This is a genomic window from Dyadobacter chenhuakuii (genome assembly GCF_023821985.2).
GTDB classification, from domain to species: Bacteria; Bacteroidota; Bacteroidia; order Cytophagales; family Spirosomataceae; genus Dyadobacter; species Dyadobacter chenhuakuii.
Genome location: NZ_CP098805.1, coordinates 472,577 through 487,169 on the forward strand (window position 1 = coordinate 472,577; position 14,593 = coordinate 487,169).

Here is a 14,593-nt window from a genome sequence, read left to right on the forward strand (position 1 = left end):
ATTATATGAAAGCGAATCACATTCATTTTAAATTCCTGGCCGTGCTGGCGCTCTCGGCGCTGCTTAGTGCCTGCGAAAAAGACAACCGCGTGGAGCCAAAATCCGTGCTTACGGGCCGGGTTGTATACGAAGGTCAGCCGATAGGGCTGCGCTCCAATGGTGTGCAGCTGGAACTCTGGCAACGGGGATATCAATTATTTACCAAAATCCCTGTGCATGTAAGGCAGGACGGTACGTTCTCTGCCTCATTGTTTGATGGTAATTACAAACTCGTCCGGCTGCGCGGCAATGGCCCGTGGGTGGACAACACGGATACCATTGATGTTGCCCTGAACGGCAGTGCAGAGCTGGATGTTCCGGTGCAGCCTTACTTTGTTTTTCAAAATGAAAATTATGCAAAAGGCGAGGGAAAGGTTTCGGTAACATTCAATCTGAAACAAATCAACACCTCCCGGACATTGGAAAGGGTGAATTTGTATATCGGCACCACCAGCATCGTAGATCCAAACAACAACGCCGGAAACGCCCAGGAAGTCGCCGCCAACATCAAAGATATCTCCAAGCCCATAACACTAACCGCAACGCTTTCCCCCGCGCTAGCCGGAAGGGACTATGTGTACGCAAGAGTAGGCGTGAAGACGTCCGGAGTAGGAGAGATGCTGTTCGGCATGCCGCAGAAGGTGATGCTGAAGTAACGCGCTACCACCCCTGTCATGCCGAGCGTACCACCCCTGTCATGCCGAGCGTACCACCCCTGTCATGCTGAGCGTACTACCCCTGTTATGCTGAGCTACCACCCCCTGTCATGCTGAGCGGAGTCGAAGCACGCTGCTCCTTGGTAACGTGCTTCGGCTCCGCTCAGCATGACAGGGTTAGTAGCTCAGCATGACAGGGCCATAGTGTTATCAAAACGCCTCTTCGATCAGCTCCCGATTGATCAGTGCGCCGGCCATGCTGCCGGAGGATACTGCCAGGGCTACGGATCGGGCCATGTGGGAGTTGTCTCCTGCTGCGTAAATGCCTGGGACGGTGGTTTGCTGGAACGTTTCCAGCTTTATAAGCCCGGTTTCTGTAAGTGCGCAGCCCAGTTGTTCGGGAATGGCTGAATGTTGTTTGAATGCGGGACGGGAATAAATTGCTGTGATGGGCTCCTCGGATTGGTCTTTGAAAACGATCTTTTCGAGGAGCCCATTTTTATGGATAAGCGACGCAATGGGTTTGTCGACAATGCGGATGTTGCGGGTGGAAATTTTTTCAGTTTGCTCAGGCGTAAGTTCGGAAGGGCCATTTGTGAAAATGGTCAGATCTTTGGTCCAGTTTGAAATTAACTTTGCATACTCAAAACCAGTGTCCCCGTTCGCTAAAATGCCGGTTTTTTCGTTTTTTACCTCATAACCATGGCAGTAGGGGCAATGTATGACCGATATTCCCCAGCATTCGGCATAACCTGCAATGTCTGGCATCTGATCTTTTAATCCTGTGGCGAAAATCAGTTTTTTGGCAGTGAATGTGTCGCCGGTTGCAGTTGCTATCTCAAATCCATTTTCTGTTTTGCGGCCGGTTTCGGCCAGCCCATCGTGAAATTGCACGGTCGGGTAATTTGCAACTTGTTCTTTGCCTAATAGCGCGATGTCTTTTGGCGTCCGCCCGTCTTGTGTGAGGAAGTTGTGTGAATGTGGCGTTTGGGCATTGCAGGGTTTGCCGCTGTCGATAACCAATGTCTTTCTTAATGACCTGCCCAGGCTCATTGCCGCCGACAGTCCGGCGTAGCTTCCGCCAATGATAATTACTTCAAAATCAGTATTTTCCATGATGCTAAATGCTGTAAAGATTTAATGCTCAGCCGCTTTTATCGACCGTACGATGATAACGTAAAGATAGGAAATGCTGTCTTATATGCAACGTTGTTGCAAGTTTAAATTCTCTTATAAAGCAAAAAACCGGAGACCAATCAAGATCTCCGGCTTTTTGCTTCTGCATTCAACTAAATCATGGCTAATAAAGTATCATAAAAAACTCATTTCCAACCGCCGCCTAGGCTCCGGTAAAGATCTACCCGGGCAATGAGAGACTGGCTGCGGATGAATGCGAGGTTCAGTTCAGCTTGTAAAGCATTGCCCTGTGCAGTGATCACCTCCAGATAATTGGCCATATCACTTTTGTAAAGTAATTGTGCATTGGTAATGGCTGCCTGTAAAATAGTTACCTGATTATTGGCGATCGCTTCCTGCTCTTTCAATTTTTGGGTTTGAACCAAAGAATTAGAAACCTCGCCCACCGCATTCAGCACCGACTGACGGAACTGGATCACCGACTGTTCGCGCTGTATTTTGGCAACTTCCAGATTGGTTTTCAACTCTCGTCTTGCCAGAATAGGACGCGCAATGGTCCCTGCCGCCAAGCCAAACAATGATCCCGGAATGTTGAACCAGTTGCTGGATTTGAACGATTCGATCCCGCCGGCTGCAGTAATAATCAGTGAAGGATACATACTTGCCTGTGCAACACCCAATTGCGCATTGGCCACCAAAACGGACATTTCAGCAGCTCTGACATCAGGACGGCGGCTCAAAACACCTGCCGGCACACCGGTTGCCAGGCTGTCGGTTGCATTGAAATCGGAGAGCTGCACGTTGCGCGCAATGCTGTCAGGCATTTGTCCGGTCAGTATTTGCAAGGCATTTTCCTGAATCGCAATGTCCTGTTCCAGCTGCGGAAGAAGCAAGGCGATGGACTCGCGCTGGGCTTCGGATTGTTGGATAGAAAGCGAGGTAACCTCTCCTGCATCTTTCAAAAGACGGGTCAGGCGCAAAGTATTATCGCTCAATTCCAGGTTGCTTTTGGCAATTGCCAGTTGTTTGTCCAGCATTAAAAGATTGAAGAAACCCTTGGCAATGTCCGCAACAAGCTTGGTTTGAACCGCTTTTGTTGCTTCATAGGTTTGCAGATACTGGCCTAATGTAGCCTGCTGCTGCCTGCGGATCTTGCCCCAGATGTCTGCTTCCCAGCTCAGGTTCACTGCGCCGAGATAGTTTTCAATGTGCTTCGATTTTAGAAAATTACTTGCACTAAGTCCGTTCAAACTGTTGCTGGAAGGACGGTTGTAGGTGCCTGTAATCTGTAAATCCAGTGTCGGGATCTGTAAAAATTTCGCCTGTTTAACTTGCTGCTCGGCCACGTCAATACGTTTCAAAGCCAGTTGCAAGTCATAATTATAGGACAATCCGCGCTGGATAAGCCCTTGCAATGTAGTGTCAGGGAAGAATTTTCTCCATTCCATGTCCGCAATGGTAGCCGTGTCGGCAAAAGTGACATTGCGATACTGGGTAGGCAGGGCGACTTCCGGCCGCTGATAGTCCTTGCTCACTTTGCAGGAGGCGATCAGCACCGTTGCCAGCAGGGAAAGCGGGATATATAATTGTCTAAATTTCGGTTTCATCATTGTGGTTCTTTGTTGTGGTAGTCGGTTTTGTATTTCAAAAAGGCAGATCAATGTGCTGCACTTTCACTGCCCAGTTCTTTGGGCTTACCGACAAATTTCTCCTGTAAATATTGAAAAATGACATACAGAACCGGGATCACAAAAATCCCGAATATCACGCCCGTCAACATCCCGCCAACCGCGCCTGTTCCGATAGAACGGTTACCCAAAGCTGAACCGCCGGTTGCTCTCATCAAGGGGATCAATCCCACGATAAAGGCAAATGATGTCATCAAAATGGGCCTTAACCGCAACCGCGAAGCTTCCATCGCCGACTCAACGATCGTCATGCCCGCTTTACGGCGCTGCACCGCATATTCAATGATCAGGATGGCATTTTTGGCGAGCAAACCGATGAGCATGATCAAGCCGACCTGCACATAAATGTTGTTTTCAATGCCCGATAAATTAATGAAAAGCATTACTCCGAAAACACCCAGAGGGATCGTGAAAATCACCGCAAAAGGCAGGATATAGCTCTCATACTGAGCCGCTAGCAAGAAATAAACGAACACGAGGCTCAAAACAAAGATCAAAAGGATCTGCGAACCTGCATTGATTTCTTCTCTTGTCATACCCGTCCATTCCGTGCGGTAATTGTTTGGTAAAACCTCTGCTGCAGTTTCCTGCACGGCGCGTATGGCATCCCCGGTGCTATACCCGGGTTTCGGTGTTCCGTTGATCGCAACGGCATTGTACAGGTTGTTGCGCGTAACTGTTTCAGGTCCGAAAACGCGTTTTAATGTCACAAGCTGGTTGGCAGGCACCATTTCACCCTCCGTATTCTTAACATGAATATTGTTCAAAGAGGCAGGATTGGCCCGATAGGAGGCATCTGCCTGCGCCATTACCCGGTAATATTTACCGAAACGGTTGAAATCCGAGACAAAGCTGCTGCCATAATAGATTTGCAGTGTTTGCAAAAGCTCATTCACGGGCACATTCAGTTGCTTCGCTTTGGCATTGTCGACGTCCAGCATATACTGGGGATTTGCAGTCGCAAATGTGGTAAACGCATAAGCAATCTCTTTTTTCTGCATCAAAGCCGCCAGAAACTTATTGGTTGTAGCACTTAGCTTTTCCAGCGAACCATTGCCGCGGTCTTGCAGCATAAATTCAAAACCACTCACATTACCGAAACCATCCACGGTCGGGAATGTAAAGAAAAACGCGTTGGCATCATTCACAGCCCTTACTTTCTGCGACATCATAGCTACGATCTGATCAAAATTCTTCACGTCACCGCGTTCCGCCTGAGGCTTCATCTTGATAAAACCAACACCATATGGCGATGCATTGGAATTGGAGATAATGTTCATCCCTTCCACAATGTAACGGTTCTCGGCAATCGGCGAGCCTTTTACAATGCTATCAACCTGTGCCATAGCGCGTTGCGTACGGTCCAGCGAGCTTCCCGGAGGCGTGTTAAGCGCATATAGGAGAAAGCCCTGGTCCTCTGTCGGAATAAAACCCGTCGGGGTTGTTTGTGTTAACCAAAGTGTTGATCCTGTGATAACCAGCAAGCCAACGATGGTGATCCATTTACGTTTTACCAGGAATTGCAGGCTGCGGATATATTTGTCCGTCATCGTCTGGAAACCTGTATTGAAAGCAGAGAAAAACCTGGCAGAAAAGCCTTTTTGGACTAAATGTCCATTTTGTGACTGATTCGCATGCGGGTTTTTCAAGAACAATGCACATAATGCAGGGCTTAATGTCAAGGCGTTAAGTGCTGATATTAAGATTGCTATGGCCAGCGTGAAGGCAAACTGCCGGTAAAAGACCCCGGCCGGACCTTGCATAAAACCAACCGGAACAAAAACCGCGGCCATAACCAGTGTGATGGAAATGATAGCGCCAGAGATCTCGTTCATCGATTCTTTTGTGGCAGGGCGGGCATCCATATGCGTGAGCTCCATCTTGGAATGGACGGCCTCGACGACGACAATGGCATCATCGACTACAATCCCGATGGCAAGAACCAATGCAAACAGCGTCAGGAAGTTAATGGTAAAACCAAAAATCTGCATGAAGAAAAACGTCCCTACAATGGCCACAGGCACCGCAATGGCCGGGATCAATGTCGAACGGAAATCTTGCAGGAATATATACACGACGATGAAAACCAGGATAAATGCCTCGATCAATGTCGTCCGCACCTGACCGATGGACTCATCCAAAAAGTCTTTGGAGTTGTACATAATGGTCGTCTTCATACCCTTAGGAAGCGTTTTTTCGAAATCAGCCAGCAATGCTTCGGCCTGGATCAGGATCTCGTTTGCGTTTGTTCCCGCAGTCTGGAAAACGGCTACGCCGGATGAAGGATCGCCATTTAACTTGCCATTGGATGAATAGGTGTAAGAACCAAACTCAACCCGGGCCAGATCCTTCAACCGGATTACCGAACCATCACTATTGGCTTTGATGATAATGTTCTCGTATTCAGTGTTCTGCGTTAGCTTTCCTTTGTATTTCAATACATATTCGAAAACCTCCTTGCTACTCTCACCCAAACGGCCCGGTGCCGCTTCAAGGCTTTGCTCACGAATGGCATTCGTAACTTCCTGCGGCGATAATTTGTAGGCCGCAAGGCGGTCGGGTTTCAGCCAAATCCGCATGGAATAATCCCTGGTTCCGAATGGCTGGGCCTGTCCGACACCGGGTATACGTTGCAGCTGAGGCACCAGATTTATCTTGATATAATTTAATAAGAACGTCTCGTCATAAGTGCTGTCTTCACTGGACAAAGCCACAAACATAATGATGCTGTTCTGCTGCTTCTGCGTCGAAATCCCGGCCTGGACTACTTCCTGAGGAATCTGGCTTACTGCTTTGGATACGCGGTTCTGCACGTTAACTGCCGCAATATCAGGATCTGTGCCTTGTTTGAAATACACATTCAGCGCCATCGTGCCATCATTATTGGACGACGACGTCATATAGGTCATGTTTTCAACACCGTTTACGGCTTCTTCAATCGGCGTGGCCACCGCACGGGCAACCACTTCGGCGTTGGCGCCGGGGTAAACCGCTGTGACTTGTACAGTCGGCGGGGCAATGTCGGGGAATTTGGTAATAGGCAATGTCGTCAGCGCGATACCTCCTAATAGTAATATAAGGATGGAGATAACCGTCGAAAGAACAGGCCTTTCTATAAATTTCTGAAACATAAGTATGCTGTTGTGCTCCGGAGTGTCAGAGCATGGTTGAGTGAATTTTGTTTTGCACACGGATAGCGGTCCATAGCATAAGGTCGCTATGGCGCTATTCGTGGGGTGGGACCACTTTTTTGTTAAATCAGCTTATATAGGATTGGCTAGCAGCAGGCTGTCCATTGACATATTCTGAGGCGCAATGGCCATTCCGTCCCTGAGTCTGTCCAAACCGTTGTACACGATCTTTTCGCCGGGTTTCAAGCCTTTGGAAATCAGATAGTAACGGCCGCTTCTGTCAGAAACTGTTACTGGTCGGCCTTCCACTTTATTGCTGTCCAGAAGTGTGTAAACAAACACCTTGTCTTGCAGTTCAAATGTGGCTTCCTGCGGAATCAGGACAGATCTGGTAAGCTCTCTGGGAATCCGCACACGTCCGGTGTTACCTGAGCGCAAGAGTCCGTTAACGTTCGGGAATGTTGCCCTGAAATTGATAGCGCCCATGGTTTTGTCAAACTGGCCCTCTACAACTTCAACTTTTCCTTTCTGCGGATACACGCTGTTATCGGCCAGAAGCAGCTCAACAGCAGGGATTTGCTTGATTTTCTGCTCCACGGTGTTGCCTGGAAACTGGTTTTTGAATTCAAGGAAATCCAGCTCGCTCATCGAGAAGTAAACGTGAATGTCCTTCGTTTCGGACAGCACCGTAAGCGCTTCCATGGTCCCTTTGCCCACCAGACTTCCGGTCTTAAAAGGAATCGTGCCGATATAACCATCGGCAGGTGCTTTGATAGACGTGTACCCAATGTTGATTTTGGCAGCATCCACGGCGGCTTGCGCCTGGGCAACATTGCCCCTGGCAGCTTCATAAGCTGCTTTTGCGGATTTTAACTGCACATCAGAAATCACATTGTTGGCCACGAGCGGCGTAAGTTTATCCACGTTAATGGCCGCACTTTCCAAAGCAGCTTTTGCAGACTGCAGGCTTGCGTTGGCGGTGTTCAGCTGCTCGGTATACGGGCGTGCATCAATGTGGAAGAGCGTCTGACCCTTTCGTACATACGCACCTTCGTCGACCGAGATTTTATCAAGGTAACCGTCTACTTGCGGGCGGATCTCGATATCGCGGCTTCCTTCTATGGATGCGGTGAATTCCCTGTAAGCTGTAACCTGCTGGTCACTTACGGTGAGTACGGGCAGCGACTGGGCTGGCATTTCGGCCGGTGCGTTGGCTGTGGAAGAGCCGCAGCTGTAAAATGCGCCGGCCATTGAAGTTAAGAATAGAATTGAGGCAAGCTTTCTTGTTTTGGTTAGTTGGTCCTTTTTCACGGCTATGAAGGTTGTTTTTTGTGGTGGAAATAGACTTTTTTCAGAGATAGTGTGGTTATTATAACTAACGGTGTTAGCTTATTTTCAAAAAAATTATAAATTTTTTATGAATGCTTCCACCGTGTCATCCATTACTTTTTTGTTCATTGTAGAATCGTCGATATCGGAGCAGCGCATCATTACGATTGAAATCAAACCATGAAGTACCGACCAGAACGCATAAATTTTAAAGCAGGTTTCATCATCGCTCGATTTTTTTTCCTTTACAATTCCCTCAATGGCCTGCCCGATATAATCGCGGAAACAGTTTAACTGAGGTTTCACTTTTCCGATCCCGGAGCAGGGCATACCCAGTCCGTACATCAGTTGGTAATATTCAGGATTCTTGAATGCGAAGCTCCAATAGGCCTCGGCGTGTGCTTTGAGTAGTTGCTTTGGGTCCTGGTATTTTTTCTTGTTCTTTTCGAGCGTTCTTTCCAGCAACCGAAAACCATCCATAGAAAGTTCAAAAAGGATGGCTTCTTTATTTTCGAAGTGATCGTAAATGACAGGAACGCTGTACTCGATGGCATCGGCGATTTTCCGGATCGACAGGGACTGCCAACCTTCATCCTTTACCAGCTGCAAGGCAACGGACAAGATATTGGTCCGCATGTTTTCTTTCTGCCTTATCCTTCGTTCAACTATTCCCATTCTTCAAAATATACCTAACGGTGTTAGCAAAGGTAGGGGTGTTGTTTGAGTTTGTCAAGCATTAATCCCATTTGTTTTCCTCAATGTCGCTTTTCAGAATATCATTGATGGAAACTTTTGCGTCCAGCAGCACATAAATGCTCGTTCCGTGCTCGCGTGCGTAGGGGTTTTCTACTTTTCCAATGCGGCGGATTGTCCGGAAAAGCGGTTTTTCCTTGTTTCGTTCCGGATCGTCATCATCTGCATTCTGAACCAGGATCAAATGTTTAATTTCTTCATCCAGAGGCACCCAGTTGATGTAATCCGCATTCATGGTCACTGCCTGGATATTTTTGAATTTGGAATAATAGTTAATCGCACCTGCCTGTCCGTAATTATCGCAAAGCACAACCGTGTGTTTTTTGTCAATGATTTTCGCGTATTCCGCATCCACTTTTTGTGCAAGTTCCTTCCAGCCAATCATATCCGCAAAGTCCTGGGGCAGTTCATGGTCTTTTCCATCTTCCCAGCGAAGCAAGCCGAGTTTTTGATACGGCTTCGAGTTTTTCGCAATTTCAGACGGACTTTTAGTCGGAAATGCCACCTGAAAAATCGGAATGAACAATGCTAAGCTGATCAAAATGGACACGGGCCGGAGCCATATCAGGCGATTTTGAAATAAATATTCAAGATAAACCGCTCCGAACGCGATGAAGATCGGATAGAGCCCGATGGCATAATATCCCTTGGCCCTCAGATAGGTAAACAAAGCGAGCGTAAACACAAGCGACCAGAAAAATGCCTGGTATTTTCGGAATGCAGGATAGGTAAAAAAAGAAGCAAATGCAGCCAGGATAACGAAGATCGAGCCTATAAAATAAAGAAGTTGCTCTTTGAGAAAATCAATTCTGTTCACATTCACCAGCTGCGATTTGGCGAGCAGTTTCATGTGATGAATAACCGGAAAATTGTTTTGATACTGCCAAAGCAAATTCGGCAAGATGATAATCAGCGTAATGAGTGCTGCAATGTATAATGACTTGTTTCTGAGTATTTTAAAGTTTCCTGTAAGCAACAGCGCGGGAACCAGGCCAGCCACCAGGAACACAATGTTATATTTATTCAGAAAACTAAAACCAAGCACAATGCCGGCTATGTAAAGCCATCTATTTCTTTCTGTTTTGAGATAATGAAGAATGCAAAAATAGAGCATTGTCCAGCCCAGAATGTCGGCGGAATTGGGCTGATAAAGCATATTCATGCGCAATAGCACCGAAAAAGTGATGGCTGTTGTACCCAACAGCAATGCATACAAACCACCGCCCAGCGCCTCGATGGCCTTCCAAACCGTAACCAATGTTAACACACCAAAAAGCGCCGGGAAAAATCTCACCCAGAATTCACCATTTCCGAGCAGCAGGATGATATAAGAGATCCAGGAAGTGAACGGTGGTACCGATAAATATCCCCAGGCCAAATGTTTACCCTGATCGAGATGCAAATATTCATCCCGGTGCAGATCATATTCCGGCGCAATGATCACGTAGTGCAGGATAAACTTTACAAGAATAAAAAGGCAGAGAAACAGCGTTTTCTTATTCATTTCAAGAGGTTGAAGGCAGATTTTCTTATTTTCGTTTTGAAGTAACTAAGTTGGCAATTCGCTTGCACTTTCAATGAGCAATCCAATTTTTTTTATTATAACTAGCTGAAAAATGGAAATAAGTTGCAAGGCCTGCGTAATGGTTCTGCTTAACGGGTAGTTATTAGTTATTTGAGTTACAGCTTTGAGCCGAATAAAACACTTATTCGGCTCAAAATTTGCATATATTTGAGCCGAATAGGAAATTTAATCGGCTCATGGCATATAATTGGGAACTTTCGGACTGGCCCGAGTTTGTGTTTTCAAGCAACGATGTAGAGGCAATACTCTATGATTTTGCTATGGAAACTGGTGAAATCACTGGTATTCTCAGATCTCTGCCACCGGATATTCAGCAGGAATCGCTCTTAGAAGTCATGCTTTCCGAGGCTATCAAAACATCGGAGATCGAAGGAGAGTTTTTGAGTAGGCTCGACGTAATGTCGTCGATAAGGAATAATCTTGGCCTTAACGAAACGCATGAGCAAGTCCGCGATCCAAAGGCACGTGGCATAGGCGCACTCATGGTGGATGTGCGTAAAACATTCTCTGAGCCGCTTACTGATAAAGCATTATTCCACTGGCATAAGCTCCTCTTTACATCAGAAACCCGCATTCAGGTGGGGCGTTGGCGAACGGGCGCTGAGCCTATGCAAGTGATTTCTGGGAGCATAGGGAAAGAAGAAGTGCATTTTGAAGCGCCGCCATCAGCTATTGTTCCGGCAGAAATGGAGCGTTTTCTTGTTTGGTTTAACGAAACAGCGCCGGGCGGAAACCGTGTCATTAGCAGCGCACCGGTTCGGGCTGCCATTGCGCATTTGTATTTTGAAACCATTCACCCTTTTGAAGATGGGAATGGTCGGATCGGCCGTGCAATTGCCGAAAAAACATTATCCCAAACATTAGGGCGCCCCATTATGATGAGCTTGTCGCGGACCATAGAAGCCGACAGAAAGGGTTATTACGCCGCTCTGAAAAAGGCGCAACGGAGCAATCACATTACAGAATGGATCAACTATTTTGTAAACATTACATTGCAAGCGCAGCGCGAAAGCCGTGAACTGATTGATTTTACATTAAAGAAAACACAGTTTTTTAACCAGCATAAAGAGCGTCTCAATGAACGCCAGCTGAAAGTGGTTCAACGCATGCTCGAAGCGGGTCCAGCCGGTTTTGATGGAGGAATGTCAGCAAAAAAATACATGAGCATTGCCAAAACCTCAAAAGCCACAGCCACCCGCGATTTGCAAACATTGCTAGAAATGAACGTGTTACAAGCCGAGGGCGGCGGTAGGAGCGTCCGTCACAACCTCACGATTGGCTAAAAGATTATATAAAGAACTGCCAGCATCAGCAACCTGAGCGATAATCACAACAAACAAATAACACAATGGCATGGAATCCGGAGACTTATAATAAATTTAAAGATGAGCTGGCCGGGTTTCAACGACTTTCACCTGTTCTGAATATCGAGGACTATGCGCGGATTTTGTTTGAAAACGGAGGAAGTGAGATTACGGTTTAAAAGGATCATTATATCAGCTGTATTTTAGGTCGGCAGCATGACTGGCCTCGTTGTCGGCAACCATTTCGTTTAGTTCGTCAAGGATTTGTTTCATCTCCCGATCCGAAACGCCGCTATGACGAAGCTGTAAGATGCCAGCCAGCTGTGCATTAAGCCTTTTTAATTGCCAGTATTTGGAATGATTGGGCCCGATAGGAGGGTAAAATGTGTTTTCATCAGGATCCTTCACAAGTACGATGAGCTCGAAAGCCACCCGTGAATGATTTTGTACAGCATTGGCAAAAACCTTTACACACCTCCCGGTTTTCAAGGTAATTTCACGTTCGAAGTCCATTGAGTAGTGATGCTTTTTAAGGGCGATAGTCTGACACAAGGAGTAAGGAAGCGTATCAAACGTTGCACACAAAAGCATTTTTATTCTCAGGATAAGGCATACAGGCAGCTAACTGGCTGGAACAGATAGCCATGTTGCTTTTGCAAAAAATCCTTATTTTATCAGTCAACTATTCTGCCGACGCTGTCAGCGACAATTTGAGATCTGACATGAGTTTGAACATGGCATTATTGATCCCGTCAAGGTCAGCTTTTGCATTTTTCAGGTTATTTTCCGCTTCCGTGCGTTTTTTCTTGCTTTGCTCGGTTTTGACGGCCACTTCCTTTTCCATCACGGCATCATTGTCCTTTACCCCCAGCCTGACGGGGCTGTGCGTGGTAGAAATACCGTCCAGCTTGTCAATCCGGACATTGTACTGCTGGTCTTTGCATTCAATGGTGAGGTCAAAACGGACATATTCATAAGTAATGCTGGACACTGGCGCGTAGCTGGTTAGAATGAGCTTACCCAGCTGCGGGTCTTCAAATGTGACTGCGTTTTCATAGTTGCCGAAGGTCTTGCTGATCCAGTTTTGGGCTTCTTTGAATATTTCTGATTTCGATTTCTTGGGCTGTCCGGAATCGGAATAGAACACGTTTTTCTGCGCGTCGAGCGGGAGTAAGCCAGATTGGGAAAAGCCTTTTTGGCCAATAAAAAGAAGCAGGATCAGAAGTAATTTTTTCAAAATGATTGCGGATGTTTTGGGTGATAAAGGTAATAACAAAAGTTTTGGCAGCGTGATCGGCGGCCGGTTCCCCGGGAATTAATATATTCGGGCTGCCACTTATCCTGAACCCATATGAGAAAGTATTTATTGTTCCTGGTTATATTTTTGACATGCCTTGCCTCGGCTCCCCGCCGGATTTCCTGGGTCGCTATCGGCGATTCGATCACTTATCTGAATGATCATCAGGACGAAACCGGCAACCGGATTACCAAAGGATATATGACGTTAATTAGCGAAAAATTTCCGCGTGTCAGCTACATTAATAAGGGTTACAACGGCTGGACGTCGATCAACATTGCGGATAAAATTGAAACGCTGGAATTGCCTGAGGCGGAAGTTTACAGTGTTTTTTTAGGGACAAATGATTGGTGGCAGGGCAAGGATCTTGGCACTATTTCTGATTATGAACAAAAAACGGGGACTAAAACCGTATATGGCGCATTTCGCGTGATTACCGATAAATTAAAGCAGTTGAACAAAAAGGCGAAGATCATTCTGATAACGCCCATGCAAAGAGGTGATTTTGTCTATATTAACAACCAGAAAAACAATGCATTCGGCTCCTATAAGTCTAAAAACGGGCAGAACCTGGAAGAATTTGCCGACGCCATTTTGGCCATTGGCAAACTCGAAAAAATCCCTGTTGTGGATCTTTATCATGATAGCGGTATGACGGTTGAAAATATGGTTAATTTTAAAAAACTCAAAGACCCAGCCACCGGCAACTACACGAACTTCACCTACCCAGACTACACCACTGTCCCGTTTGACCCAGAAAAAGACGAATATCCCTATCCTCCGGAATCTATCAACATGACCTATGATGGCTTGCACCCATCCGACAAGGGCTACAAGATCATTGCGGAGATGGTTGAAAAGAAGTGGAAGGGTTTGCGGTGAATAATGAGAAGGCAAATTGCCGACAATTGGGTATATTTGAGTTAAGAAAACACTCAGGATTATGCTTACTGTTATAGAAGGCACCTATGAAAATGGACAGGTTATCCTTGATCATAAGCCAAAAATTGAGAATAAAACCAAAGTCGTAGTCATATTCGAGGAAACTGAAATGCCTGCTGAAACTTTAATAAGACGCCCTTTTGGTATTTCAAACGGGAACATCACACTAAGTCCGGACTTTAATGATCCTCTGGACGACTTAAAAGATTATATGTAAATGAAAGTTTTGCTGGATACACATGCTATGTTATGGTTTATCGAAGGTGATCGCCAAATCTCACACAAAGCCAGACAAATTATAGAAGATACGAATAATGAGGTTCTGATAAGTGCGATAAGTCTTTTCGAGATTTCGATTAAGCTCAAATTAAGCAAACTAACCCTGGGTAAATCGCTGACGGATATATTTCAAGACATTAAAAATGCCGGAATTGTAACTATCTCAATTGAAAATAGGCATCTTCTGGAGTATCATAGCCTCGAACTTAATCCAGAACACCGTGATCCCTTTGATCGTCTGATCATTGCAACTGCAATCTCGGAAAAAGCCGCGATTGTGAGTATCGATCAGCATTTTGCTTATTATCAGAATCTGGTGGAAATTCTTTGGTAGGGTTGAAAAATCGGAGGAAACGGAACAACTGTACTGATTTTGACTGTTACCTTACAAGAGCGCAATTTTTCCACTTCAAATGGGCATTGGGAAAAAAATCAGTTACCTTTGCGCCATAA

General features: G+C 46.1%; 14 protein-coding genes. 6 read left to right on the forward strand and 8 right to left on the reverse strand.

Annotated elements, in window-relative coordinates:
• The first annotated feature begins 5 nt into the window (after positions 1-5).
• Positions 6-695: a DUF3823 domain-containing protein gene (locus NFI80_RS01985; protein ID WP_235164541.1), complete on the forward strand. Its 690-nt coding sequence runs from the start codon at positions 6-8 to the stop codon at positions 693-695.
• 210 nt (positions 696-905) lie between these two features.
• On the opposite strand, the gene NFI80_RS01990 is transcribed toward NFI80_RS01985, so the two are convergent.
• From NFI80_RS01990 to NFI80_RS02015, 6 genes are all read right to left on the reverse strand, one after another.
• Complete coding sequence (locus NFI80_RS01990; protein WP_235164542.1) at positions 906-1,811, reverse strand: NAD(P)/FAD-dependent oxidoreductase; 906 nt, start codon at positions 1,809-1,811, stop codon at positions 906-908.
• 206 nt (positions 1,812-2,017) lie between these two features.
• Complete coding sequence (locus NFI80_RS01995) at positions 2,018-3,439, reverse strand: efflux transporter outer membrane subunit (RefSeq protein ID WP_235164543.1); 1,422 nt, start codon at positions 3,437-3,439, stop codon at positions 2,018-2,020.
• Positions 3,440-3,489: 50 nt separating this feature from the next.
• Positions 3,490-6,651: an efflux RND transporter permease subunit gene (locus tag NFI80_RS02000; RefSeq protein ID WP_235164544.1), complete on the reverse strand. Its 3,162-nt coding sequence runs from the start codon at positions 6,649-6,651 to the stop codon at positions 3,490-3,492.
• 132 nt (positions 6,652-6,783) lie between these two features.
• On the reverse strand, positions 6,784-7,962 hold the full coding sequence (locus tag NFI80_RS02005; RefSeq protein ID WP_235164545.1) for an efflux RND transporter periplasmic adaptor subunit: 1,179 nt from the start codon (positions 7,960-7,962) through the stop codon (positions 6,784-6,786).
• A gap of 93 nt (positions 7,963-8,055) precedes the next feature.
• A complete protein-coding gene (locus NFI80_RS02010) occupies positions 8,056-8,616 on the reverse strand; it encodes a TetR/AcrR family transcriptional regulator (protein WP_233796483.1) in 561 nt (186 codons plus the stop codon).
• Between the two features lie 100 nt (positions 8,617-8,716).
• Positions 8,717-10,237, reverse strand: a complete 1,521-nt coding sequence (locus NFI80_RS02015; RefSeq protein WP_235164546.1) for an ArnT family glycosyltransferase — start codon at positions 10,235-10,237, stop codon at positions 8,717-8,719.
• A gap of 257 nt (positions 10,238-10,494) precedes the next feature.
• On the opposite strand from NFI80_RS02015, the gene NFI80_RS02020 reads away from it, so the two are divergent.
• Together NFI80_RS02020 and NFI80_RS25580 are read left to right on the forward strand one after the other, a co-directional pair.
• Positions 10,495-11,601 carry a Fic family protein gene (locus NFI80_RS02020; RefSeq protein ID WP_235164547.1) on the forward strand — a complete coding sequence of 369 codons (1,107 nt, stop codon included), beginning with the start codon at positions 10,495-10,497 and terminating at the stop codon, positions 11,599-11,601.
• 65 nt (positions 11,602-11,666) lie between these two features.
• Positions 11,667-11,801, forward strand: coding sequence for a hypothetical protein (locus tag NFI80_RS25580; protein ID WP_255703552.1), 135 nt, complete (start codon positions 11,667-11,669; stop codon positions 11,799-11,801).
• Positions 11,802-11,814: 13 nt separating this feature from the next.
• Here the strand turns inward: NFI80_RS25580 and NFI80_RS02025 are convergent, their stop codons facing one another.
• Positions 11,815-12,135 carry a hypothetical protein gene (locus tag NFI80_RS02025; RefSeq protein WP_235164548.1) on the reverse strand — a complete coding sequence of 107 codons (321 nt, stop codon included), beginning with the start codon at positions 12,133-12,135 and terminating at the stop codon, positions 11,815-11,817.
• A 169-nt stretch (positions 12,136-12,304) separates the two neighbouring features.
• Entirely contained in the window at positions 12,305-12,859 is a 555-nt protein-coding gene (locus NFI80_RS02030) for a DUF4468 domain-containing protein (protein ID WP_235164549.1), read from the reverse strand.
• 114 nt (positions 12,860-12,973) lie between these two features.
• Here NFI80_RS02030 and NFI80_RS02035 point away from each other — a divergent pair, with 114 nt between their 5' ends.
• The 3 genes from NFI80_RS02035 to NFI80_RS02045 all read left to right on the forward strand — a co-directional run bounded on the left by NFI80_RS02035 (position 12,974) and on the right by NFI80_RS02045 (position 14,474).
• Positions 12,974-13,801 (forward strand): SGNH/GDSL hydrolase family protein, encoded by an 828-nt coding sequence (locus NFI80_RS02035; protein WP_235164550.1) that lies wholly within the window; start codon positions 12,974-12,976, stop codon positions 13,799-13,801.
• A gap of 61 nt (positions 13,802-13,862) precedes the next feature.
• On the forward strand, positions 13,863-14,078 hold the full coding sequence (locus NFI80_RS02040) for an antitoxin AF2212-like protein (RefSeq protein WP_235164551.1): 216 nt from the start codon (positions 13,863-13,865) through the stop codon (positions 14,076-14,078).
• On the forward strand, positions 14,079-14,474 hold the full coding sequence (locus NFI80_RS02045; protein WP_235164552.1) for a type II toxin-antitoxin system VapC family toxin: 396 nt from the start codon (positions 14,079-14,081) through the stop codon (positions 14,472-14,474). It abuts the gene before it with no gap.
• Positions 14,475-14,593: the final 119 nt, after the last annotated feature.

Coding starts and splice junctions, on each gene's coding strand:
- NFI80_RS02040 (WP_235164551.1), top strand. CDS start 13,863: ATGCTTACTGTTATAGAAGGCACCTATGAAAATGGACAGGTTATCCTT.
- NFI80_RS25580 (WP_255703552.1), top strand. CDS start 11,667: ATGGCATGGAATCCGGAGACTTATAATAAATTTAAAGATGAGCTGGCC.
- NFI80_RS02000 (WP_235164544.1), bottom strand. CDS start 6,651: ATGTTTCAGAAATTTATAGAAAGGCCTGTTCTTTCGACGGTTATCTCC.
- NFI80_RS02010 (WP_233796483.1), bottom strand. CDS start 8,616: ATGCGGACCAATATCTTGTCCGTTGCCTTGCAGCTGGTAAAGGATGAA.
- NFI80_RS02035 (WP_235164550.1), top strand. CDS start 12,974: ATGAGAAAGTATTTATTGTTCCTGGTTATATTTTTGACATGCCTTGCC.
- NFI80_RS02015 (WP_235164546.1), bottom strand. CDS start 10,237: ATGAATAAGAAAACGCTGTTTCTCTGCCTTTTTATTCTTGTAAAGTTT.
- NFI80_RS01995 (WP_235164543.1), bottom strand. CDS start 3,439: ATGAAACCGAAATTTAGACAATTATATATCCCGCTTTCCCTGCTGGCA.
- NFI80_RS02045 (WP_235164552.1), top strand. CDS start 14,079: ATGAAAGTTTTGCTGGATACACATGCTATGTTATGGTTTATCGAAGGT.
- NFI80_RS02020 (WP_235164547.1), top strand. CDS start 10,495: ATGGCATATAATTGGGAACTTTCGGACTGGCCCGAGTTTGTGTTTTCA.
- NFI80_RS01990 (WP_235164542.1), bottom strand. CDS start 1,811: ATGGAAAATACTGATTTTGAAGTAATTATCATTGGCGGAAGCTACGCC.
- NFI80_RS02025 (WP_235164548.1), bottom strand. CDS start 12,135: ATGGACTTCGAACGTGAAATTACCTTGAAAACCGGGAGGTGTGTAAAG.
- NFI80_RS01985 (WP_235164541.1), top strand. CDS start 6: ATGAAAGCGAATCACATTCATTTTAAATTCCTGGCCGTGCTGGCGCTC.